The sequence below is a fragment of the Delftia sp. WY8 genome (assembly GCF_018437695.1).
GTDB lineage: Bacteria > Pseudomonadota > Gammaproteobacteria > Burkholderiales > Burkholderiaceae_C > Comamonas > Comamonas tsuruhatensis.
Window position 1 is genome coordinate 3,651,481 of the sequence record NZ_CP049795.1, and the last position, 20,220, is coordinate 3,671,700.

A 20,220-nucleotide genomic window follows, 5' to 3' on the forward strand; every position below is an offset into this window, starting at 1 on the left:
GGGGCGCCTTGCGGCGCTCCTCCAAAAAAAGCCGCTGCCCACAAGGCGCGGCTTTTTTGTTGTCTGGGGGCGTCGTTGAAACGCCACAAAAAAAGCCTCGCACTGCGAGGCTTTTTCCATGGGTCGAGAGCTACTCAGGGATTCATTGTTCTGTGCATCTTCCACAGTCCATGAAACTGGCGCTGCCCAAAGCAAGGGGCACCGAGGAAGGGCCGCCCCGCACCGAGGGTGCCGTCCCCCCGCGAAGCGAGAGGGGGAAGCGGCGTAGCCGCTCAGGGGGAGCTTTATGTCCCCAGGCGCTTTTCCAGTTCGGCCTTGGTCACCAGCAGCTCCTGGGGCAGCTTGTGGGCCAGCTTGTCGAAGTGCTCGGTGTGCAGCTGCATTTCCTCGGCCCAGGCGGCCTTGTCGATGCTGGTCACGCTGGCGAACTGGTCGGCGGAGAAGTCCAGGCCGGTCCAGTTGATCTCGGCGTACTGGGGCGCAATGCCGAAGGCGGTCTGCTCGCCCTGTGCCTGACCTTCGAGGCGGTCGATCATCCACTTGAGCACGCGCATGTTCTCGCCGTAGCCGGGCCAGACGAACTTGCCGTCGGCATTCTTGCGGAACCAGTTGGTGGTGAAGATCTTGGGCAGGGCCGCGCCCTGGGCCTGGATCTTGGCGCCCAGCGTGAGCCAGTGCTGGAAGTAGTCGCTCATGTTGTAGCCGGCAAACGGCAGCATGGCGAAGGGGTCGCGGCGCACCACGCCCTGGGCGCCGAAGGCGGCGGCCGTGGTTTCCGAGCCCATGGTGGCGGCCATGTAGACGCCTTCGGTCCAGTTGCGGGCCTCGGTCACCAGCGGCACGGTGGTGGAGCGGCGGCCGCCGAAGATGATGGCGTCGATCTTCACGCCCTTGGGATCGTCCCAGGCTTCGTCCAGCGCGGGGTTGTTGGTCGCGGCCACGGTGAAGCGGGCGTTGGGGTGGGCGGCCTTGGCGCCGGTCTCGCGGGCGATCTGGGGCGTCCAGTCCTTGCCTTGCCAGTCGATCAGGTGATCGGGCAGCTTGCCGGTGTCCTTGTCCATGCCTTCCCACCACACGTCGTTGTCGTCGGTCAGCGCGACGTTCGTGAAGATCACGTTCTTGTCGAGGCTGGCCATGCAGTTGGGGTTGGTGTGGTAGTTCGTGCCCGGGGCCACGCCGAAATAGCCGGCTTCGGGGTTGATCGCGCGCAGCGAGCCGTCGGCCTGGGGCTTGATCCAGGCGATGTCGTCGCCGATGGTGGTGACCTTCCAGCCTTCGAAGACCTTGGGCGGCACCAGCATGGAGAAGTTGGTCTTGCCGCAGGCGCTGGGGAAGGCCGCAGCCACGTGGTACTTCTTGCCTTCGGGGTTGGTCACGCCCAGGATGAGCATGTGCTCGGCCAGCCAGCCCTGGTCGCGGCCCATGGTGGAGGCGATGCGCAGCGCAAAGCACTTCTTGCCCAGCAGGGCGTTGCCGCCGTAGCCCGAGCCATAGCTCCAGATTTCGCGCGTCTCGGGGTAGTGGACGATGTACTTGGTCTTGTTGCAGGGCCAGCTGGTCTGGTCCTTCTCGCCTTCGGCCAGGGGCGCGCCCACGGTGTGCACGCAGGGAACGAACTCGCCTTCCACGCCGATCACGTCATACACGGCACGGCCCATGCGGGTCATGATCTTCATGTTGACGGCCACATAGGCGCTGTCGGACAGCTCCACGCCCACGTGGGCGATGGGCGAGCCCAGCGGGCCCATGGAGAAAGGCACCACATACATGGTGCGGCCGGCCATGCAGCCGTCGAACAGCGGCTGCAGCGTGGCGCGCATCTCGTTCGGGGCCATCCAGTTGTTGGTCGGGCCTGCGTCTTCCTTGTTGGCCGAGCAGATGTAGGTGCGGTCCTCGACGCGCGCCACATCGGACGGATCGGACCAGGCCAGGTAGCTGCCGGGGCGCTTGACGGGATCGAGCTTCTTGAAGGTGCCGGCATCGACGAGCTGCTGGCACAGCTGCTCGTATTCCTCCTGCGAGCCATCGCACCAATGGATTTTGGCGGGCTTGCACAGTGCGGCCATCTCGGCCACCCAGGCGATCAGGCGGCTGTTCTTGACATAGGCGGGGGCCTGGATGTTCAGGCCTTGCATGACGGGTGCGTTCATCGCGGAGCTTCCTTCAATTGAAAAAACCAGTTTTTCAAAGGGGACGCGCCTGCTGCACCGCGCCAACTTTGAGAAACGGGCTCTCGTTCAGTCGGCGCGCGAAGGAAGCTCTTCTCTGGGCGGCGAAGCGGCGCTGGCGGAAGCTGGCGGCGCACCGGCTGGGGATTCGATTCTAGGGAGCGGTCACGAATTTGTCAGCAAACGAATGGCAAAAACTATGCATTCTATGCATTGAAGTATGCAATATGAACGATGAAATTGCCTGTTGAAAAGGCAAGCAAAAAGCCCCGCAAAGCGGGGCCTGGTGCAGGGGCAGGAGGGCCGGAATCAGGCCATGTTGACGGCAATGAAGGCCAGCAGAAACATCAGCACGGCGCCTGCCAGGGGCAGGATGACAGGCATGTAGGGGACGACGGCCTCGGTGGCGTCTTCGGGGGCCGGCTGCTCGCCGTGGTGCGCTGCGGGATCGTGCGTCATGCAAAAGCTCCTGGCTTGCCAATGGGGATGCCTGATTCTAGGCAGGCCTGTCCCCTGGCGCCTTCGGGGAAAGCCATGACACCGGGCCTGCTAGACGGCATTGACCTGCATGCCTTCGGCCTGAAGGGCGGCTATGACCTCGTCGATATGGGCCTTGTTGCGCGTCTGCAGCACCAGCTCGATTTCCACGCTCTGCGCGGCCAGCATGGTGAAGGCGCGCTGGTGGTGGACTTCCTCGATATTGGCGCCCGCTGCAGCCACCGTGGCCGTGATGCGCGCCAGCACGCCGGGCACGTCGCGCGCGCTGACCTTGATGCGCGCCAGCCGCCCGGAGCGCACCATTCCGCGCCCGATGATGGCTGCCAGCAGCAGCGGATCGATATTGCCGCCCGACAGGATCATTCCCACCTTCTTGCCCGCAAAGCGCTGCGGATGGCGCAGCAGCGCGGCCAGGCCTGCGGCGCCCGCGCCCTCGACCAGGGTCTTCTCGATCTCCAGCAGCATGAGCACGGCCTGCTCGATGTCGCCCTCATCGACCAGCAGCATGTCGTCCACCAGGCGTGCCACGACTTCCTGCGTGATCGCGCCGGGCTGGGTGACGGCAATGCCTTCGGCGATGGTCGAGGTGCCCATCGGCAGCTCGGCCTGGCGCACGGCATTGAACATGGACGGAAAGCGCTGGGTCTGCACGCCGATGATTTCGATGTCCGGGTTCAGCCCCTTGGCCGCCGTGGCCACGCCCGCGATCAGGCCGCCGCCGCCAATGGCCACGACCAGCAGGTCCAGATCCGGCTGTTCGGCCAGCATTTCCAGCGCCAGGGTGCCCTGGCCCGCCGCGATCTGCTCGTCGTCATAGGGATGGACAAAGCACAGGCCCTGCTGCTCGGCCAGTGCGTAGGCGTGCTGGCGCGCCTCGGCCAGGGAGTCGCCGTGCAGCACGACCTCGGCGCCGAAGCCGCGCGTGCGCTCCACCTTCACCCCCGGCGTGAAGCGCGGCATGACGATGACGGCACGCACCCCCAGGCGCTGCGCGTGGTAGGCCACGCCCTGGGCATGGTTGCCGGCGCTCATGGCGACCACGCCGCGTGCGCGCTCCTCGGGCGAGAGCTGGGCCAGCTTGTTGAGGGCGCCGCGTTCCTTGAACGAGGCCGTGAACTGCAGGTTCTCGAACTTGAGATACACCTGCGCGCCCGTGATCTGGGACAGCGTGCGCGATTCCACGCAGGGCGTTTCGAGCACGGCGCCGCGCAGGCGGCCGGCGGCGTTCTGGATGTCTTGGAGGCTGAGCATGGCGCATTGTGGCGCACACGCGGGCCTGCCCGCGCCAGGCCATGCAATGGATTCCCCGCAGCCAGCGTGGTGCAGGGGGCTTTCATAAAATAAGAATCATTCTTGTCTGTGGGGCGCGCACCGCTCCGGCTGGCCATGGCTTTCTCCTCTGTCCAAACACCTGCACGCCCTCCGCGCTGGCTGGGGCGGGGCACGCTGCGTGCCTGTGACTTCAGCGGGCCCGACTACCGCATCCTCGATGCCGAGGTCACGGCGCAGGATGCGCTGCTGGCCGGGCACCTGCAGGCCTGGCAGGTCCAGCCCGGCCTGTGGCTGCATGGCGTGGAAGCCCGCGACCTGCGCACCATGAGCACGCGTTCGCCGGCCGTGCCGGGCCTGCACATGGTCGTGCTGCTGGAGGGGTGCGTGGACGTGGCCTTCGGCAACCAGGGCCTGCAGCTGCAGGTGGCGCCCGCCAGCGCCGCCGGTGCCCATGTGCAGGCCTGCGGGGCCGTCATCCACACGCGGCCCGGCGACATGTTCATGCGGCAGTGGCGGCGCGGCAAGTTCGAGCGCAAGCTCAGCATCACCGTGCAGCCGCAGTGGTTTGCCGCACAGACCCTGCCCATGGCGGCGCCGCCGCTGCTGCAGCACTGGATGGAGCAGCAATTGCTGGCCATACGGCCCTGGCAGCCCTCGCCGCGCGCCGTGGCGGTGGCCGAGCAGATCATCCAGCTGGCACGCGAGGGCTCGGCGCCCTTGCTGCTGGCCAGCCGCACGCTGGAGCTGGTGCACGAGGCCGTGCAGTCCCTCGAGGTGCCCGAGCCCGATCCGGCGCAGACCGTGCCGGGCGTGCTGGGCGTACGCGAGCACCGGCGCATGGCGCGCCTCAAGGCCCTGCTGGACAGCGGCGGCGACGGCTGCCGCACGCTGGCCGAGATCGCACGCGAAGTGGGCCTGAGCGCCAGTGCGCTGCAGCGCCAGTTCCGCCTGGCCTATGGCTCCAGCATCGACGAGTACCGGCGCGAGCAGCGGCTGGCGCGCGCCTGGGCCGCGCTGGAGCAGACGGGCTGCAGCGTGGCCGAGGTCGCGCATGGGGCCGGCTATTCCAGCGCGGCCAACTTTTCCACGGCCTTCAAGCGCCGCTTCGGCATCTCTCCCAAGCTGGTGCGTGCCCGGGTCTGACGCCCGGCGGGCGTCTTTGGCGCGTGGCGCAAACATCGGCAGGCCTGCCGCAAAGCCTGCTTGCGCCAGGCGGTGCTGCAATCTGGCAAAAGAAAGGACATACGCGAATGACACAGCTGCAGGCGCGCACCTCGGTGCACATGGACAGGCCCGACGAGGCCATTGCCGCCATCGTCGGGCACATGCAGGAGCACGACATCACCGTGCGCCGCGAAGGCACGCGCTGGGTGGCCGACTACGAAGGCGGCCGGGGCCAGCTGTGGCTGGAGGGCCGGCAGGTGCATGCCGAGGTGGCGGCCCCCGGCGTGGAACTGCTGCAGGACATGAAGCTCATGCTGGCCCACCTGCTGCTGGAGGCCACGGGCGCCGCCGACGGCTCCCTGGCCTGGGAGGGTGACGGCGCCGCGCTGCAGCGCCCGCCGGCCTTCCGCGTGCTGCAGGTGCTGGCCGTGCACGACCTCACGCCGCACATGCGCCGCGTGCGCTTTGCCTGTGACGACATGGTGCGCTATGCGCAGGACACCCACATCCACGTCAAGCTGCTGTTTCCGCAGCCGGGCGTGACCGAGCCCCAATGGCCCACGCTGTCGGCCAGCGGCCTGCTGCGCCTGCCCGAGGGTGACATGCGCCTGGACATGCGCACGTACACCATGCGTGCGATGGGAATGGCCCAAGACGGCGCCAACGGATGGATCGACGTGGACTTCGTGCTGCACGAGGATGCAGGCCCCGGGTCGGCCTGGGCCGCGCGCGCCCAGCCGGGCCAGCGCATCGGCATGACCGGCCCCGGCGGGCGCACGGCCACCCCGGCCGACTGGATGCTGCTGGCCGGCGACGACACCGGCCTGCCCGCCATGCTGCGCATTGCGGCCGCCCTGCCCGCGCATACGCGCGGCCATGTCTTCGCCGAAGTCCAGGGCCCGCAGGACGAGCAGCCCGTGCAGGCGCCCGCAGGCCTGCAATGGCACTGGCTGCACCGGGGCGCTGCCGAGGCCGGGACCACCACGCTGCTGATCGACGCGCTGCGCGCCGTGCGCTGGCCGGATGCGTTGGCCGGTCATCCCGGCAGCCGCTTCGTCTGGGCCGCTGGCGAGTTCGACACCGCCCAGGCCGTGCGCCAGTGGGCGCGCGAGGAGCGCGGGCTGGAAAAGCACGAGCAGCTGGTCGTGGCCTATTGGCGGCGCGGCATGAGCGAGTCGGATTTCAAGGCCGCGAAGTAGGCCGCGAAGCAGGTCGCGAAGCAGGCCACGCAGGGGCCGGCGCCTCAGGGGGCGCTGCGCTCCTGACGCAGCAGAAACTTCTGCAGCTTGCCTGTGGGCGTGCGCGGCAGGCTGGCCGCAAAGACGAATTCACGCGGGATCTTGTAGCGTGCCAGCCTGTCGGCCAGGAATTGCTGCAGCGCCTCGGTATCGGGCGCGGTCTCGCCGCGCAGCACCACATGGGCGATGACGGTCTCGCCCCATTCGGGGTGGGGCCGGCCCACGACGGCGACGTCGGCGACCTGGGGATGGGCCGAGATCGCATCCTCCACCTCCTTGGAATACACGTTCTCGCCCCCTGTGATGACCATGTCCTTGGTCCGGTCCACGATGAAGAGATAGCCCGCGTCGTCCAGGCGCGCAAGATCGCCCGTGCGGTACCAGCCGCCCGGTGCGAAGGCGGCAGCCGTGGCCTGGGCGTCGTGCAGATAGCCGTCCATCACGCTGCCGGTGCGCAGCCAGATCTCGCCGGTGTCGCCCGGGCCGGCATCCTCGCCGTCGTCGCGCACCACGCGCATGTCCACGCCGGGCAGGGCCACGCGGCCGATGGAGCCTGCGCGCTCCACCTGCTCCTCGGGGTAGAGCGTGGTGCCCGTGGGGCCGGTCTCGGTCATGCCGTAGACCTGGTAGAAGCGGTCGCTGCGGTAGGCCGTGGCCAGCTTGCGCGCCATCTCGGCGCCGATGGGGCCGCCGCCGTAGACCCAGGCGCGCACGCTGCTCAGGTCGTAGCGGGCAAAGTCGGGCAGCATCTGCAGCGGCGCGAAGTAGGAGACCGGCGCGCCGAAGTACAGCGTCACGCCCTCGTCCTGCACGGCCTGCAGGAAATGCTGCGGGTGGTACTCGCGCAGCAGCACCACGGTGCCGCCCATGTACAGCGTGCCGCCAAACCAGTTGTTGAGCGGCGAGGAATGCCAGATGGGCATGGCCATCAGCGTGCGTTCCTCGCGCGTGATGGACAGGCCCAGCGCGGCCGTGATCGCCGCCAGCGTGACGGCGCGATGGCTCAGCAGGCAGCCCTTGGGCCGGCCCGTGGTGCCGGAGGTGTAGAGCACCTGGGCGATGTCGCCATCGGCGGGCCGCGCGCCTTCCAGGGGCCTGGCGGCCGCCACCAGCGTGTCCCAGTCCTGGACACCCGGGACGGCCTCTTGCGCCTCGGTCACAAGGCGGGCGCAGGGGTGCTGCGCGGCGGCGACCACGGGCGCGAGTGCGGCGTCAAACACCAGGGCCTTGCACTGCGCGTGGCCGAGGATGTACTGCAGCTCGGGCGCCTGCAGCTTGTGGTTGACGGGCACCAGCGCGGCGCCCAGGCGCCAGGCGCCGAACAGGGCTTCGACAAAGCCCGGCGTGTTCAGGCACATCAGGGCCACGGTATCGCCCCGGCCCACGCCCTGGGCCTGGAGGACGGCGGCCGCGCGCTGCGAGCGCCGCTGCATGTCGGCATAGCTGATGGAGGCGCCGCGGTCGCGCAGAAAGGCCTTGGCAGGCGTCTTGCGCACGGCGCTGTCGAAGGCGTCGAGCAGGTTCATGTCTTGTCTCCTTGTGCTTTGTTGTGTGGCGGGCCGGCGGCCACTTCAGGCGGGCAGCGCGCGCTGCAGGATGGCGGCAATGTCCAGGCCTGCGGGATCGAAGGCGCCCGCCACCATGGCGCCCTGCTGCGCGCCCAGGCGCGTGGCGATGAAGCCGTCGGCCATGGCGGGCGGCGCATGGCGGCGCAGCAGGCAGGCCTGGGCCAGCAGCACCAGGTCCTGCACCAGGCGGCGTGCCTGGGCCTCGAGCTGGTCAGGCGGGCCGGACAGGCGCCGGGCCAGCGACTGCGCCTGCTGCAGCAGCGCGGGCTCGCCCGCCGCCGTGTCGATCAGGTCCTGCAGCAGCAGCTGCGCGCCGTCGGGCTCGCGCGAGATGGCGCGCAGCACGTCTAGGCACATGACGTTGCCCGAGCCTTCCCAGATCGAGTTCACGGGCGCCTCGCGGAACAGGCGCGCCATCACGCCCGTGTCCACATAGCCGTTACCGCCCAGCACCTCCATGGCCTCGCCCGTCAACTCCACGCCGCGCTTGCAGACCCAGAACTTGGCCGCCGGCGTCATGATGCGTTTCCAGGCGCGTTCCAGCGGATCACCCTCGTCGCCTCCACGCTCATAGGCCTGGGCCAGGCGCATGGCGATCTGCAGCGCGGCCTCGCTCTCCAGCGCCAGATCGGCCAGCACGCTGCGCATCAGCGGCTGCTCGGCCAGCCGCTTGCCGAAGACGCTGCGCCGGCGCGCATAGGCCAGGGCCTGCACCGTGGCCGAGCGCAGGATGGCGGCGCTGCCCAGCACGCAGTTCAGGCGCGTGTAGGTGGCCATCTCGATGATGGTGGGAATGCCCCGGCCTTCCTCGCCCATCAGGATGCCCCAGGCGTCCTCGAACTCCACCTCGCTGCTGGAGTTGCTGCGGTTGCCGACCTTGTCCTTCAGGCGCTGCACGCGCACCGCATTCTTTGTGCCGTCGGGGCGCCAGCGCGGAACGTAGAAGCAGGCCTGCCCACCGCCTTCCCCCATGCGCGCCACCACCAGGTGGGCATCGCACATGGGGGCCGAGAAGAACCACTTGTGGCCGCGCAGCAGGTACTCGCCGCCACGCCCGCCGGCGTGCACCGGCATGGCCACCGTGGTGTTGGCGCGCACGTCGGAGCCGCCCTGCTTCTCGGTCATGCCCATGCCCAGCCACATCGATGCCTTGTCGGCCACGGGCAGGTCGCGCGGATCGTATTCGTGGCTGAACAGCTTGCCCTGCAGCTGCTGCCACAGCGCCGGTTCCTTTTGCAGCAGCGGGATGGCGGCCGTGGTCATGGTGGCCGGGCACAGCGTGCCCTGTTCGACCTGGCCATGCAGGTAGAAACCTGCGGCCCAGGCGCTCCAGCGGCCCGCGCTGCTGTCCTCGAAGGGCAGGGAGATCAGCCCCTGCTGCCGGTATAGTCCCAGCAGCGTGTGCCAGCTCGGGTGGAACTCCACGGCGTCGATGATGCGCCCGCGTGCGTCGAAGCGGTGCAGCTCTGGTGTGTGGCGGTTGGCCTGCTCGGCCAGCTCCCAGGTGGCGCGCTCGCCCAGCTGCTGCGCATAGCGCGACAGCGAAGGGATGTGGCGCGCAGCGCCGCTGCGCTGCAGGGCCTCGGCCAGGGCGGGGTCGGCCTCCAGCAGGTTGAAGTCGGTGAGTTCGTCGACCTGGTTCAGGACGTCGTGCGTGTTCCAGGTGTGCCGTGTCTGCAAAGTCTGGCCGGTGCTCATGCGTGTCTCCGTGATCGTGGGTCTCAACGCAAAAGTCTAGGAAAAATGCCCAGCAAAGGTGTTCGGGTTTCACGGCAGCAGCCGCAGCCGCCCAAAGTGCGGCGCCGCCCCCTGCAATCGCGCGCGCAGGCCACCTCGCAGGCGCTGCAGGACGCCTTTGTTCGGCTTGTGATCGAGCAGGGCTACGAGCGCACCACGGTGCGCGAGGTGGCGGCCGTGGCCGGCGTGGGCCTGGGCACCTTCTACGAATACTTCGGCAACATGGACACGCTGGCGGCCATGTGCATCCACCGCCAGGTGCAGGCCCTGCATGCCCAGGGACTGCAGACGCTGCAGGGATGCGCCGGCATGGCGCCGGCCACGCGCGTGGACCGGCTGCTGGACACCTTGGTGGACGGCATTGCGCGCGAGGCGCCGATGTGGGCTGCGCTGTTCATGCTCGAGCGCAAGGTGTCCGCGCCCGAGCCCTTCCGGCGCCACTACCAGGCCTATGTGCAGCTGTGGGCCATGGCGCTGCAGGACTGCGATCCGCCGCTGCCCGAGCCGGCCCAGCCCCTGGCGCGGCTGCTGCACACGATGACCTATGGCTGGGTGTCGCAGTCGCTGCTGGCGCTGGGGCCGCAGCAGACGCCGCAGCAACTGCGCGAGCCGCTGGGCTGGGCCATTCATGCGCTGCTGCGCAAGGCGCAGGCTGCGTAGTCCCTCAGGGCCCAGGGGCCCGAGACTCAGATGCGCGGAAAGCGCAGCGTGAAGCGGGCGCCGCCCCGCTCGGAATCGTCGGCCTCCACGCTGCCGCCCTGGGACAGGGTCAGCGCCTTGACGATGGACAGGCCCAGGCCAGAACCCTCGCGGCGGCGCTTGCCGGGCACCTGGGCAAAGCGCTGGAAGGGATGGGCGCGCAGCTCGCTGGGCAGGCCGGGGCCTGCATCGCTGATGCGCAGCACGGTCCAGGCGCGGCCTTCGATATCGGACTCCACCGTGAGCGCCACGCCCAGCCAGGCGCCGCTGGCCGCATGGCGCATGGCGTTGCTGACCAGGTTGGAGAGGATCTGGCGCATGCGGTCGGCATCGGCGCGGATGTCGGTCATGCCTTCGTCGGTGGGGCCGGGCAGGGACAGGTCCAGCTGCATGCCGTGCTGCTGGAGCTGGGGGTGGAGCTGGTCCAGCGTCTCGGCCACCAGCAGGGTCAGGTCCATGCGCTGCTTTTGCAGCGAGAGCTGGCCTGCATCGGCCATGGACAGCGTGTGCAGGTCGTCCACCAGCCGGCCCAGGTGCTCGACCTGGGACAGCAGGGTGTTCAATTCGGTGTCGTCCGCCGCGATGACGCCATCGCAGATGGCATGCAGTCGCGCCTGCAGCACCGTCAGCGGCGTGCGCAGCTCATGCGAGATCGAGGCCGCCGTGGCGCGGCGCTCGGTCTCCAGCGTCTCCAGCGAATCGATCATGCGGTTGAAGGCCACCACCATCTCGGCCATCTCGCCGTGGGCCTTGCCGGGCAGGGCGCGCGCGCTGAAGTCGCCCAGCTCCACGCGCTTGGCCACCTCGACCATGGACGCCAGGGGCCGCGTCACCAGGCGAGACACCCAAAAGCCCACGGCCAGTCCGAAGGGCAGGCACACCAGCAGGCCGATGACCAGCGACCATTTCTCGCCGAACAGCAGATCGCCCGTCCAGTACTGGCCATAGATCTGCATGGCGCGCGGGCTGTCCTCCAGCGACTGGGCGTTGAGTTCGTCCAGCTCGATCTGCACGGCCGGCGGCAGGCTGTTGTAGAAATCGCGGTACTGGATCTCCGAGAACACCAGCACGCCGATGGCCAGCAGGGCAATGGTGCTGAGCACGGTGGCCGTGATCCACAGGCCGAAGCGCACCCAGATGCGGTTGGGCCTCAGTCCCAGGGCCATAGCCGGTAGCCGATGCCACGCACGGTTTCGATCAGGCCTTCCTGGCCGGCCAGCTGCAGCTTGCGGCGCAGCTTGGACAGGTGCGAGTCGATGACGCGCTCCAGCGCATCGCTCTCGGGCAGGCAGTGCTCGATCAGGTGGGAGCGCGAGAAGCAGCGCCGAGGCTGGGCCGCCAGGCAGGCCAGCAGGCGGAACTCGGTCAGCGTCAGGGGCAGCGGCAGGGCGCGGCCCTCGTTGTCGTAGACCACGGCGCTGTGCGCCTCGGTATCGATCTCGATGGGGCCCACGCGGATGGGCGCGGGCGCCGGGTTCTTGCGCGCCTGGGTGCGTCGCAGCACGGCGCGCACGCGGGCCACGACCTCGGGCGGATTGAAGGGCTTGACCACGTAGTCGTCGGCGCCCAGGCGCAGGGCCAGCAGCTTGTCCACATCGTCGGCCAGGGCCGTGACCATGATCACGGGCGTCTGGCTGTCATCGCGGATGGCGCGCAGCACGTCGATGCCATCCATGCCGGGCAGGTGGATGTCCAGCAGCACCAGGTCGGGCCGCAGCTGGCGGAACAGCTGCAGCGCCTCCTGCCCGTCCGAGGCCATGCGCGAACGCAGCCCGTCCCGCTCGAGATAGGCCGTCAGGATGCTGGCGATGGCGGGCTCGTCTTCGACGACGAGCACGAGGGGGGTGGTTGCCGTTGGCTGTGCTGTGGAGTTCATGGGAAAGCTGGCAGGGCCAAGCGCACATTATGGTGCGATGCCCTGCGAGCCGCAGCCCTCCATATTGGCTCCACGAAGTCTGCAATCGCGCGCAAGGCTGGCGCTGTTCATTTCCTGCAGTCCCATCAGCGGCTATTGGTAGCTCATCGTGAAGGTCGCCCTGCCATAGGCCACGCCAGGTGTCACGCTGCCGGCTGTCTGCACCAGGCGCGCGCTCAGCGGAATCTTCAGGCTGTTCTGCCCCTGTGCGACCTGGCCCGCATTCCATTGGTTGGCATTGCCCAGGCTACCGGAGTCGGGGCCGAAGCTCACGGGCACGTTGTTTCTCAGTACCTGTATGCCGACACCCCGGGCCTTGGAGTTTTGGGCCAGCGTCAGCGTGCTCGATCGGTTGGTGGCCTGGGTGGCGTCCGTCAGCGTGATGAAGGCGGTCAGGCGTGTATTGGCTTCGCCTCCCGCGCAGGTCAACTCGATGCTGAAGTCCTTGGCTGCCGTGACGGTCCCGATTCCCTTGAAATCGGCGAACGGGGCGGGGGCCATGGCTACGTCGATCTTGCCCGTGGACACCCGGCAGGTCGGCGGCCTGGGGCGGCTGCTGACGTTGACGGTGATGCCACTCGAAAAGAATACCGTGGCCAGCAAGTCACGGGCATTGCTGGTCCCAGAGTAGATTCGTGCGAAGCTGCCATTCAGGAAACCGCCAGATGTGAGTTCCCCGGTTTTCACGAGCTCGATGGTCATGTTGTTGCTTGGCAGTGAATGGAATATGCCCTGTTTCAGCATGGACCCGGAATAAGGCGCGGCTCTTTCCCACGTGATTCTCATGCCCAGGTTGGGAATGGAGGTGGAATATATTCCACTGCTTTCCGTTCCAATGCCTTCTATGTAATAAAAATCATTGTCGCAAGAAATGTGGTAGCTGCCGGCCCCGGTATTTTGCAAAGCCATTGTCCTGGAATAGACAACGCTGCCAATCGGATAATTTTCGTTGACGATGGTGGGGGTGTTGGCCGAACCCGGAAACTGGGCATTCCAGCCCTGGGAGGAACAACGGGCCCAGGATGAAATAGGGGCCATGAAGAAAATCAAGAGGAGCGGCATGGCCAATGCATGGCGCAAGATGGCTGTGAAAGGCATGCTGTGGACTCCAGCCAGGAAGATATGGATCAATGTCCTTGGGACAGGCGGCACCGGGCGCGATATCCGGTCAATATACCGACCTGTATGCGGCATTGGAATCGGAGTGTTCTGAAAATAAACTCGGAATCATCCGAGTCCGCGGGAATCTGGCGCGGTCCGCGACTGACTCCCGCCCGGGATGGGCAAGAGAGGCTTGCGCACGGCGCCGCGTTCTCCATGTTTCCTCCATAAAGCCTGCAACCTCGCGCAAGCTTGGCCGCGTCCAATGGCTATCCGGGGACATGGTTCCCTGGCCTCGTTTTCCCGGTCCTCCCCCTCGATCATCCCCTCCCGCCTGTCCATCCCGTGAACCACGCCGCCGCGACGCAACGCCTCTCCAGCCTGTGCCTGGGCGCCGCCCTGGCGCTGGCCGGCTGCTCATCGCCGCCCCCGGCACAGCTCGACGGCTCGGTGCCTGCGCAGTGGACACAGCCCCTGCCCGCCGCCGCGCCGGGCGCACCTGGCTCGGCCGCCGCACCCGACCTGCAGGGCTGGTGGAAGGCCTGGGGCGATGAATCCCTCAACACCCTGGTCGAGGAGGCGCTGGCCGCCAACCTCGATCTGTCCCAGGCCCAGTCGCGCCTGCGCCAGCAGCGGCTGCTGGCGGGCACGGCCGGCGCTGCCTTCCGGCCCGTGTTCACGGCCGGTGCGCGCACGCTGCAGGACATCGCAGCCATCGACTCGTATTTCCACGCCAGCATCGACGTGAGCTGGGACCTGGGCCTGTTCGGCGCCCGCGAGGCCGGCGAGCGCAATGCCGCAGCTGCCGTGCTCGATGCGCGGGGCCGCCTGCAGGCAGCGCGCGTGGCCCTGGTGGCCGACGTGGTGCACCGCTACCTGGACATCCGCATGGCCCAGCGCCAGCTGGCCCTGATCGACGAGCAGGCGCAGCTGGATGCGCGTGCCCTGCAACTGGCCCAGGTGCGCCAGCAGCAGCGCCTGGGCACGGCCGAGGCCGTGCGCCAGCTGCAGCTGCAGGCCGGCCAGAGCGCTGCCCTGCGTGCGGGCCTGCGTGAAACCCAGGCCCGCAGCGCCCACATGCTGGCCGCACTGCTGGGCCGCACACGGCCCGATGCGCAATGGCTGCAGGCCGATGCGACAGCGACGCTGCCTGGCCCGCAGGCGCTGGGCGTGGCGGTCCTTCCGGCCGACCTGCTGCGCACGCGCCCCGACATCCAGGTGGCGCAGGCCGGCGTGGAACGCGCCGCAGCCGAGCAGGGCATTGCGCAAGCGGCGCTGTACCCGCGCTTCGTGATCGGCGGCTCGCTGCTGTATTCGTTCAACATCACCCAGAACCTGCGCACGACGCAGGACAACGCGCCCACCTTCGGGCCGCAGATCGACATTCCCCTGTTCGACTGGGGCCGCCGCCGCTCGCAGGCCGATGCCAGCGAGCTGGCGCTGCAGGCTGCCATCCAGGGCTACCGCCAGAGCGTGCTGGACGGCGTGGCCGAGGTCGAATCCGCCCTGGCCGCCATCGGTGCCCAGCGCCAGCGCATTGCCGCGCTGCAGGACTCGCAGCAGGTGCTGGCCGAGCGCGAACGCGTGCAGCACCAGCGCCAGAAGCTGGGCCTGGACAGCGAGTTCGGTGGTCTGGCGTCCCGGCGCGCCGCATTGCAGGCGCGCAGCGAGCAGACCACCGCCCTGGCCGCCCATGCCCTGGCCTATGTGGCGCTGTACAAGGCCCTGGGCGGCGCGCCGCTGCCTGCCGAGGACAGGCCGGAGGACGATTCCGGCAACGGCCCTGCGCCCGTGGCTCAGGGGGCGTCCTCATGATCGCGCTGGCGCGCAAGACGCTGGTGCACGAGTGGCGCCGGTTCATTCCCTCCGTTTTCGCGGTGGGCTTCTCCGGCGTGCTGCTGGCCATGCAGGCCGCGCTGGTGCTGGGCATCTTCGGATCGGCCGCGCTGTATGTGACGGCGTCCTCGGCCGATCTGTGGATCGGCTACCCGGGCACGCAGAGCGTGAATTTCGGCCGCACCATCGGCCGCGACGTGGACATGCGCCTGCGCATGGACCCGGACATCACTGCCGTCGAGCCCTACGTCTGGGTCGATGGCGACTGGCGCTCCAGCACGCCGGCCGGCGGCGCGGCCAGCGAACACGGCGGCGGCGTGTCGGTCTACCTGTCCGGCATTGCCACCGATGATGCCTCCATGCTGTTTTCCCGCGTGCTCCAGCCCTGGCAGCGGCAGCGCCTGCGCGAACCCGGCGCCGTGATCGTGGACCGGGCCGACCTGCAGACGCTGGGCGCCAGCGAGGGCGGCGTGGCCTGGGTCAACAACCACCGCGTGCAGGTGGTGGCCGCCGTGGACGGGCTGCGCGGCCTGGGCGGCGTGAACGTGCTGGCCTCGCTGGCCACGGCGCGCGAGATTGCCGGTGACCCGGGCCAGGGCAGCACCTACTTCGTGGCGCGCGTGCGCCCCGGCGCCTCGGCCAAGGCCGTCCAGCAGCGCCTGAACCAGTCCACGCCCAGCTTCGGCCCCTACGAGGCATGGACAGCCAAGGAATTCGCGCGGCGCTCGCAGCGCTACTGGATGTTCGACACGGGCGCCGGCGCGGGCGTGCTGTTCATGGCCGTCATCGTCTGCCTGGTGGGCTCGGTGGTCACCAGCCAGTCGCTCAAGGCCGTGGTGGCTGCCTCGTCGCGCGAGTACGCCGTGCTCAACGCGCTGGGCGTGAGCCGCGCGGCCCTGGGCCGCGTGGTGGTGGAGCAGGCCTGCTGGATCGGCGGCCTGGGCTTCGTGATGGCCGCGCTGGCCAGCGCCGTGCTGCTGGCCGTGGCCACGGCCTACCGCGTGCCCGTGGCGCTGAACGCATCGGCCGTGCTGGCCTGTGCCGTGCTGGTGGCCGTGCTGTCCCTGCTGTCGGGCCTGGGCGCCATGCGCAGCCTGCTGCGCGCCGACCCGGCCACGCTGCTGCGCTGAAGACTTCCAGACACCATGAACGTGATGAATGCCTCTTCCCCCGCGCCCACGGCGGTGCCCCGCACGGCGCCCAGCCTGGAAGCCGTGCGGCTGTGCAAGTCCTTCCTGTCGGGCATGGTCAGCGTGCAGGTGCTGCAGGGCCTGTCGGTATCGCTGTACGCGGGCGAACTGAGCCTGGTCTCTGGCCCTTCGGGCTGCGGCAAGAGCACCCTGCTGTCGCTGATGTCGGGCCTGCAGGCGCCGGACAGCGGCTACGCCATGGCGCTGGGCGAGGACCTGGGCAAGCTGGGCACGCGGGCGCTGGAGAAGTTTCGCCTGCGCCACACGGGCTTCGTCTTCCAGGGCTTCAACCTGTTCCCGGCACTGACGGCCATCGAGCAGGTGCAGCTGCCCCTGGGCTACATGGGCCTGCGCAGCGACGAGGCCCTGCGCCGCGCGCAGCAGGCGCTGGACGAGGTCGGCCTGTCCCACCGCGCCCACATGCGCCCGGCCGAGCTGTCGGGCGGCGAAAAGCAGCGCGTGGCCATTGCGCGCGCCATGGCCAAGGCGCCGCAGCTGCTGTTCGCCGACGAACCCACGAGTGCGCTGGATGCCGAAAGCGGCCAGCGCGTCATCGACATCCTGCACCGCGCGGCGCGCAACCATGGCACGACCGTGCTGTGCGTGAGCCATGACCCGCGCCTGGTGCGCCATGCCGACCGCGTGCTCGGCATGGAGGACGGCGCCATCCGCAGCGACTGGCGCCAGACCTCCCCGTTGAAGGAAAAACAATGAAGCACCCCCTGAGCGGCCTTGCCGCTTCCACTGCCGGACTGGCTGCGGCGCTGGCCGCCGCCGCGCTGCTGGCGGGCTGCGGTCCTTCGCACGATGCGCCCGCCAATGCGGGCCAGGCCAGCTCCAGGGCGCAGCAAAGCGGCCCGGCGGCAGTGGCCGTGGCGCGCGGCAAGATCGAGGTGGAAGGCGGGCTGCTGGACCTGTCGCCCGCCGTGGCCGGCGTGGTACAGCAGCTGTCCGTCAAGGAAGGCCAGTCCGTGCAGCGCGGCCAGCTGCTGCTGAGGCTGGCCGACGAGACGGGCCAGGCCGACCTGGCCGTGGCCGAGTCCGAGGCCCAGCTGGCCAGGGCCCGCCAGAAGGCACGCGCCGCGCGCCTGCCCCAGCTCAAGCAGACCCTGGCGCGCTGGCAGGCAGCGGCCCGCGAAGGCGCGGCCGACGCGCAGAACGTGGACGAGGCCGCGCAGGCACTGCGCGATGCCCAGGCCGAGATCGACGTGGCCGCGGCCGAGGCCCAGGTGGCGCAGCGCAAGCTCGAACAATTGCGCGCCCAGCACAAGCGCCAGGAACTGCGCGCGCCCGAGGCCGGCACCGTGGTGCGCCTGGCCACCCACGCGGGCAGCCAGGCCGTGCCCGGCACGCCGGCCGTGGTGCTGCTGCCGCAGCGCCCGCTGCAGGTGCGCGCCGAAATCAACGAAAGCTTCGCCGCCGCCGTGCGCGAAGGCATGCGGGCCACGGTGACGCTGGATGCCGATGGCTCCGCACAGCAGCAGCTGCCCTCGGCACGCGTGCTGCGCATCAGCCCCGTCTATGGCACGGCGCGGCTGCAGGACGACCAGCAGCGCGGGCCGGTGCGTGTCATCGAATGTGTGCTGGTCTTCGAGCAAGCTCCCGCCGCCGCCGTGCGCGTGGGCCAAAACGTAAGGGTGCAGTTCCATGAATAAGCGCATTCCCCTGTATCTGGACACCGCCGCGCCCGGCTGGATGGTGCAAAGCGATTTCGACGGCACGATCAGCCTGCTGGACGTGACCGACACCCTGCTCAACCGCTTCGGCAAGCCCGGCTGGCAGGAGCTGGAAGACGCCTGGGAGCGCGGCGAGATCGGCTCGCGCGAATGCATGAAGGGCCAGGTCGCGCTGCTGGACATGGACGAGGCCGAGCTGCGCGCCCACCTGGACACCATCGAGATCGATCCCGGCTTCGCCGGCTTCGTGGCGGCCGCCCAGGCCCACGGCATGGTGGTGCAGGTGGTCAGCGACGGCATCGACTACGCCATACGCCATGTGCTGGAACGCCATGGCCTGGGCCATCTGCAGGTCATCGCCAACCGTCTGGTGCCGACCGGCGAGCGCAGCTGGCGCCTGGACTCGCCCTGGGCCAGCGCGCAGTGCGCGCGCGCCAGCGGCAACTGCAAGTGCGAGCGCCTGGCCGAGCAGCAGGCCCAGCATGGCCGCGTGCTCTATGTGGGCGACAGCACCTCGGACTTCTGCGTCTCGGGCCGCGCCGACTTCGTGCTGGCCAAGTACAAGCTGATCGCCCACTGCGAAAGCCGGGGCATCGCCCATGCGCCCTTCGAGCATTTCGAGCAGGCCACGGCCTTGCTCGACAAGGTGGTCCTGGGCCTGGAGGCGCTGGCATGACGTACCACCACCCCCTGAGTCGCTTCGCGCCTTCCCGTTGCACGGCGCCCCCCAAGGGGGACGACACCTTCGGTGCGGGGCGGCGCGGCCGGCCAAGGCCCTTCCTTGGTGTCTCTGGCTTCAGGGCACGCCATTTTCATGGTCAGAGGGCGACGCGCAGCGTCATGGAAAATTGACATGAATTTGAGTGATGGGCTCTCCTTGGTTCAGCGCAGCGAGCCTGCCACGGGGCTGGAAAGCGTCTGCGTGACCGAGCATGAATTCGTCATGCCCGGCACGGGCGCGGCCGCGCGCACCGGCGTGCTGCTGGTGCACGGGCTCACGGGCACGCCGGCCGAGATGCGTCTGCTGGCCAAGGGGCTGAACAAGCAGGGCTTCACCGTCTATGCGGTCCAGCTGGCCGGCCATTGCGGCAGCATGGAAGATCTCGTGGACACGCGCTGGACCGACTGGCTGGCCAGCGTGGAAGGCGGCCTGCAGCGGCTGTCGCAGCATGTGGACCATGTGGTGGTCGGCGGCCTGTCCATGGGCGCCGTGCTCTCGCTGGCCGTGGCCCAGCGTCATCCCGACAAGGTGGACGGCGTCTGCGCCCTGTCCACCACCTTCCGCTACGACGGCTGGAGCATCCCCTTCTACACGCGCCTGGCCTTTTTGCTGCCGCTGTTCCGCGCGCTGGGCATTGGCCGCCGCAGCGTGTTCATGGAGCAGCCGCCCTACGGCATCAAGGACGAGGCCCTGCGCGCACGCGTGGTCGAGCAGATGCACTCGGGCGACAGCGCGGCGGCCGGCCTGCCGGGCAATCCCTGGTGGTCCATCATCGAGCTGCGCCGCCTCTCGGCCCACGTGCTGGCGCGCCTGCCCCAGCTGCGCTCGCCCTGCCTGGTCATCCATGCGCGCAACGACGACATCTCGTCGGTGGCCAACGCCCACGACATCGTGCACGGCGCCAGCCAGGCCCATGTCGAGCTGGTGCTGCTGGACAACAGCTACCACATGGTCACCATCGACCGCGACCGCCGCACCGTGATCGCGCGCACCACCGAGTTCGTGGCGCGCATCGCCAGCGGTGCCGCCCCCCGCGAAGGCCGGGCTGTGGAGGCTGCGCCGCATGGGCAGTGATCTCTCGCCGCTGGTCATCACGCTGTGGGTGCTGAACGTGCTGGTGGACAGCGGCGGCCAGCTGGCCTTCAAGGCCGCCGCCAGCCAGCCCGGTGACCTCGACGGCCTGGCACGCTGGCGCTTCATGGCCTCCAGGCCCTGGCTGTGGCTGGGCGTGGGCTGCTATGTGGCCGAGTTCGTGCTGTGGCTGGCCTTTCTCTCGCTGGTGCCGCTGTCCGAAGGCGTGCTGCTGGGCTCCATCAACATCGTGGCCATCATGATCGCGGGCCGGCTGCTGTTTGCCGAGAAGCTGGCACCCATGCGCGTGGCAGGCATCGTTCTGGTGTCCATAGGCGTCGCCATCGTGGGCCTGCATTGAGATGA

The 20,220-nt window shown here is 68.9% G+C and carries 19 protein-coding genes; 11 read left to right on the forward strand and 8 right to left on the reverse strand.

What is annotated here, in order from left to right; translation table 11 throughout:
• Nucleotides 1-284 precede the first annotated feature (284 nt).
• Nucleotides 285-2,150 carry a phosphoenolpyruvate carboxykinase (GTP) gene (locus G4D77_RS16865; protein WP_016447349.1) on the reverse strand — a complete coding sequence of 622 codons (1,866 nt, stop codon included), beginning with the start codon at nucleotides 2,148-2,150 and terminating at the stop codon, nucleotides 285-287.
• Between G4D77_RS16865 and G4D77_RS16870 the strand changes: the two genes are divergently transcribed.
• Entirely contained in the window at nucleotides 2,134-2,385 is a 252-nt protein-coding gene (locus G4D77_RS16870; protein ID WP_126311565.1) for a hypothetical protein, read from the forward strand. The two genes, G4D77_RS16865 and G4D77_RS16870, sit on opposite strands and share 17 nt — an antisense overlap.
• Before the next feature lie 92 nt (nucleotides 2,386-2,477).
• Here the strand turns inward: G4D77_RS16870 and G4D77_RS16875 are convergent, their stop codons facing one another.
• Together G4D77_RS16875 and G4D77_RS16880 are read right to left on the reverse strand one after the other, a co-directional pair.
• The gene (locus tag G4D77_RS16875; RefSeq protein WP_016447350.1) at nucleotides 2,478-2,627 is read right to left on the reverse strand and encodes a hypothetical protein; all 150 of its coding nucleotides are present in this window, start codon (nucleotides 2,625-2,627) and stop codon (nucleotides 2,478-2,480) included.
• 90 nt (nucleotides 2,628-2,717) lie between these two features.
• Nucleotides 2,718-3,917 carry a threonine ammonia-lyase gene (locus G4D77_RS16880; RefSeq protein WP_016447351.1) on the reverse strand — a complete coding sequence of 400 codons (1,200 nt, stop codon included), beginning with the start codon at nucleotides 3,915-3,917 and terminating at the stop codon, nucleotides 2,718-2,720.
• A 135-nt stretch (nucleotides 3,918-4,052) separates the two neighbouring features.
• Between G4D77_RS16880 and G4D77_RS16885 the strand changes: the two genes are divergently transcribed.
• A complete protein-coding gene (locus G4D77_RS16885) occupies nucleotides 4,053-5,081 on the forward strand; it encodes a helix-turn-helix transcriptional regulator (protein ID WP_016452245.1) in 1,029 nt (342 codons plus the stop codon).
• Between the two features lie 107 nt (nucleotides 5,082-5,188).
• Complete coding sequence (locus tag G4D77_RS16890) at nucleotides 5,189-6,301, forward strand: siderophore-interacting protein (protein WP_154833018.1); 1,113 nt, start codon at nucleotides 5,189-5,191, stop codon at nucleotides 6,299-6,301.
• 44 nt (nucleotides 6,302-6,345) lie between these two features.
• On the opposite strand, the gene G4D77_RS16895 is transcribed toward G4D77_RS16890, so the two are convergent.
• Together G4D77_RS16895 and G4D77_RS16900 are read right to left on the reverse strand one after the other, a co-directional pair.
• Nucleotides 6,346-7,866 (reverse strand): class I adenylate-forming enzyme family protein, encoded by a 1,521-nt coding sequence (locus G4D77_RS16895; RefSeq protein WP_154833020.1) that lies wholly within the window; start codon nucleotides 7,864-7,866, stop codon nucleotides 6,346-6,348.
• Nucleotides 7,867-7,911: 45 nt separating this feature from the next.
• Nucleotides 7,912-9,606 (reverse strand): acyl-CoA dehydrogenase family protein, encoded by a 1,695-nt coding sequence (locus tag G4D77_RS16900; protein ID WP_061287511.1) that lies wholly within the window; start codon nucleotides 9,604-9,606, stop codon nucleotides 7,912-7,914.
• Between the two features lie 45 nt (nucleotides 9,607-9,651).
• Here G4D77_RS16900 and G4D77_RS16905 point away from each other — a divergent pair, with 45 nt between their 5' ends.
• Nucleotides 9,652-10,305: a TetR/AcrR family transcriptional regulator gene (locus G4D77_RS16905; protein WP_016452241.1), complete on the forward strand. Its 654-nt coding sequence runs from the start codon at nucleotides 9,652-9,654 to the stop codon at nucleotides 10,303-10,305.
• Between the two features lie 26 nt (nucleotides 10,306-10,331).
• Here G4D77_RS16905 and G4D77_RS16910 read toward each other — a convergent pair whose 3' ends face one another.
• The 3 genes from G4D77_RS16910 to G4D77_RS16920 all read right to left on the reverse strand — a co-directional run bounded on the left by G4D77_RS16910 (nucleotide 10,332) and on the right by G4D77_RS16920 (nucleotide 13,357).
• Complete coding sequence (locus G4D77_RS16910) at nucleotides 10,332-11,510, reverse strand: sensor histidine kinase (RefSeq protein WP_016452240.1); 1,179 nt, start codon at nucleotides 11,508-11,510, stop codon at nucleotides 10,332-10,334.
• The gene (locus G4D77_RS16915) at nucleotides 11,495-12,220 is read right to left on the reverse strand and encodes a response regulator (protein ID WP_016447358.1); all 726 of its coding nucleotides are present in this window, start codon (nucleotides 12,218-12,220) and stop codon (nucleotides 11,495-11,497) included. Before G4D77_RS16915 ends, G4D77_RS16910 begins: the two co-directional genes overlap by 16 nt.
• A 132-nt stretch (nucleotides 12,221-12,352) precedes the next feature.
• Complete coding sequence (locus G4D77_RS16920) at nucleotides 12,353-13,357, reverse strand: fimbrial protein (protein WP_043789519.1); 1,005 nt, start codon at nucleotides 13,355-13,357, stop codon at nucleotides 12,353-12,355.
• A gap of 348 nt (nucleotides 13,358-13,705) precedes the next feature.
• Between G4D77_RS16920 and G4D77_RS16925 the strand changes: the two genes are divergently transcribed.
• The 7 genes from G4D77_RS16925 to G4D77_RS16955 all read left to right on the forward strand — a co-directional run bounded on the left by G4D77_RS16925 (nucleotide 13,706) and on the right by G4D77_RS16955 (nucleotide 20,215).
• Entirely contained in the window at nucleotides 13,706-15,175 is a 1,470-nt protein-coding gene (locus G4D77_RS16925; RefSeq protein WP_017405667.1) for an efflux transporter outer membrane subunit, read from the forward strand.
• Nucleotides 15,172-16,326, forward strand: a complete 1,155-nt coding sequence (locus G4D77_RS16930) for an ABC transporter permease (RefSeq protein ID WP_016447361.1) — start codon at nucleotides 15,172-15,174, stop codon at nucleotides 16,324-16,326. The genes G4D77_RS16925 and G4D77_RS16930 overlap by 4 nt, the downstream gene beginning before the upstream one ends.
• A gap of 15 nt (nucleotides 16,327-16,341) precedes the next feature.
• Nucleotides 16,342-17,100: an ABC transporter ATP-binding protein gene (locus tag G4D77_RS16935; protein WP_213757693.1), complete on the forward strand. Its 759-nt coding sequence runs from the start codon at nucleotides 16,342-16,344 to the stop codon at nucleotides 17,098-17,100.
• The gene (locus tag G4D77_RS16940; protein WP_017405665.1) at nucleotides 17,097-18,041 is read left to right on the forward strand and encodes an HlyD family secretion protein; all 945 of its coding nucleotides are present in this window, start codon (nucleotides 17,097-17,099) and stop codon (nucleotides 18,039-18,041) included. Before G4D77_RS16935 ends, G4D77_RS16940 begins: the two co-directional genes overlap by 4 nt.
• Nucleotides 18,034-18,738: an MtnX-like HAD-IB family phosphatase gene (locus G4D77_RS16945; protein ID WP_016452236.1), complete on the forward strand. Its 705-nt coding sequence runs from the start codon at nucleotides 18,034-18,036 to the stop codon at nucleotides 18,736-18,738. The genes G4D77_RS16940 and G4D77_RS16945 overlap by 8 nt, the downstream gene beginning before the upstream one ends.
• Before the next feature lie 177 nt (nucleotides 18,739-18,915).
• Nucleotides 18,916-19,857, forward strand: a complete 942-nt coding sequence (locus G4D77_RS16950; protein WP_016452235.1) for an alpha/beta hydrolase — start codon at nucleotides 18,916-18,918, stop codon at nucleotides 19,855-19,857.
• Entirely contained in the window at nucleotides 19,847-20,215 is a 369-nt protein-coding gene (locus G4D77_RS16955; protein ID WP_012202070.1) for a DMT family transporter, read from the forward strand. The genes G4D77_RS16950 and G4D77_RS16955 overlap by 11 nt, the downstream gene beginning before the upstream one ends.
• Nucleotides 20,216-20,220 lie beyond the last annotated feature (5 nt).

What these genes read in the sequence shown, in the direction of transcription:
- G4D77_RS16915 (WP_016447358.1), bottom strand. Translation starts at nt 12,220, where the DNA reads ATGAACTCCACAGCACAGCCAACGGCAACCACCCCCCTCGTGCTCGTC.
- G4D77_RS16935 (WP_213757693.1), top strand. Translation starts at nt 16,342, where the DNA reads ATGAACGTGATGAATGCCTCTTCCCCCGCGCCCACGGCGGTGCCCCGC.
- G4D77_RS16870 (WP_126311565.1), top strand. Translation starts at nt 2,134, where the DNA reads ATGACGGGTGCGTTCATCGCGGAGCTTCCTTCAATTGAAAAAACCAGT.
- G4D77_RS16930 (WP_016447361.1), top strand. Translation starts at nt 15,172, where the DNA reads ATGATCGCGCTGGCGCGCAAGACGCTGGTGCACGAGTGGCGCCGGTTC.
- G4D77_RS16890 (WP_154833018.1), top strand. Translation starts at nt 5,189, where the DNA reads ATGACACAGCTGCAGGCGCGCACCTCGGTGCACATGGACAGGCCCGAC.
- G4D77_RS16945 (WP_016452236.1), top strand. Translation starts at nt 18,034, where the DNA reads ATGAATAAGCGCATTCCCCTGTATCTGGACACCGCCGCGCCCGGCTGG.
- G4D77_RS16875 (WP_016447350.1), bottom strand. Translation starts at nt 2,627, where the DNA reads ATGACGCACGATCCCGCAGCGCACCACGGCGAGCAGCCGGCCCCCGAA.
- G4D77_RS16880 (WP_016447351.1), bottom strand. Translation starts at nt 3,917, where the DNA reads ATGCTCAGCCTCCAAGACATCCAGAACGCCGCCGGCCGCCTGCGCGGC.
- G4D77_RS16955 (WP_012202070.1), top strand. Translation starts at nt 19,847, where the DNA reads ATGGGCAGTGATCTCTCGCCGCTGGTCATCACGCTGTGGGTGCTGAAC.
- G4D77_RS16895 (WP_154833020.1), bottom strand. Translation starts at nt 7,866, where the DNA reads ATGAACCTGCTCGACGCCTTCGACAGCGCCGTGCGCAAGACGCCTGCC.
- G4D77_RS16865 (WP_016447349.1), bottom strand. Translation starts at nt 2,150, where the DNA reads ATGAACGCACCCGTCATGCAAGGCCTGAACATCCAGGCCCCCGCCTAT.
- G4D77_RS16950 (WP_016452235.1), top strand. Translation starts at nt 18,916, where the DNA reads ATGAATTTGAGTGATGGGCTCTCCTTGGTTCAGCGCAGCGAGCCTGCC.
- G4D77_RS16900 (WP_061287511.1), bottom strand. Translation starts at nt 9,606, where the DNA reads ATGAGCACCGGCCAGACTTTGCAGACACGGCACACCTGGAACACGCAC.
- G4D77_RS16940 (WP_017405665.1), top strand. Translation starts at nt 17,097, where the DNA reads ATGAAGCACCCCCTGAGCGGCCTTGCCGCTTCCACTGCCGGACTGGCT.
- G4D77_RS16905 (WP_016452241.1), top strand. Translation starts at nt 9,652, where the DNA reads ATGCCCAGCAAAGGTGTTCGGGTTTCACGGCAGCAGCCGCAGCCGCCC.
- G4D77_RS16885 (WP_016452245.1), top strand. Translation starts at nt 4,053, where the DNA reads ATGGCTTTCTCCTCTGTCCAAACACCTGCACGCCCTCCGCGCTGGCTG.
- G4D77_RS16920 (WP_043789519.1), bottom strand. Translation starts at nt 13,357, where the DNA reads ATGCCTTTCACAGCCATCTTGCGCCATGCATTGGCCATGCCGCTCCTC.
- G4D77_RS16910 (WP_016452240.1), bottom strand. Translation starts at nt 11,510, where the DNA reads ATGGCCCTGGGACTGAGGCCCAACCGCATCTGGGTGCGCTTCGGCCTG.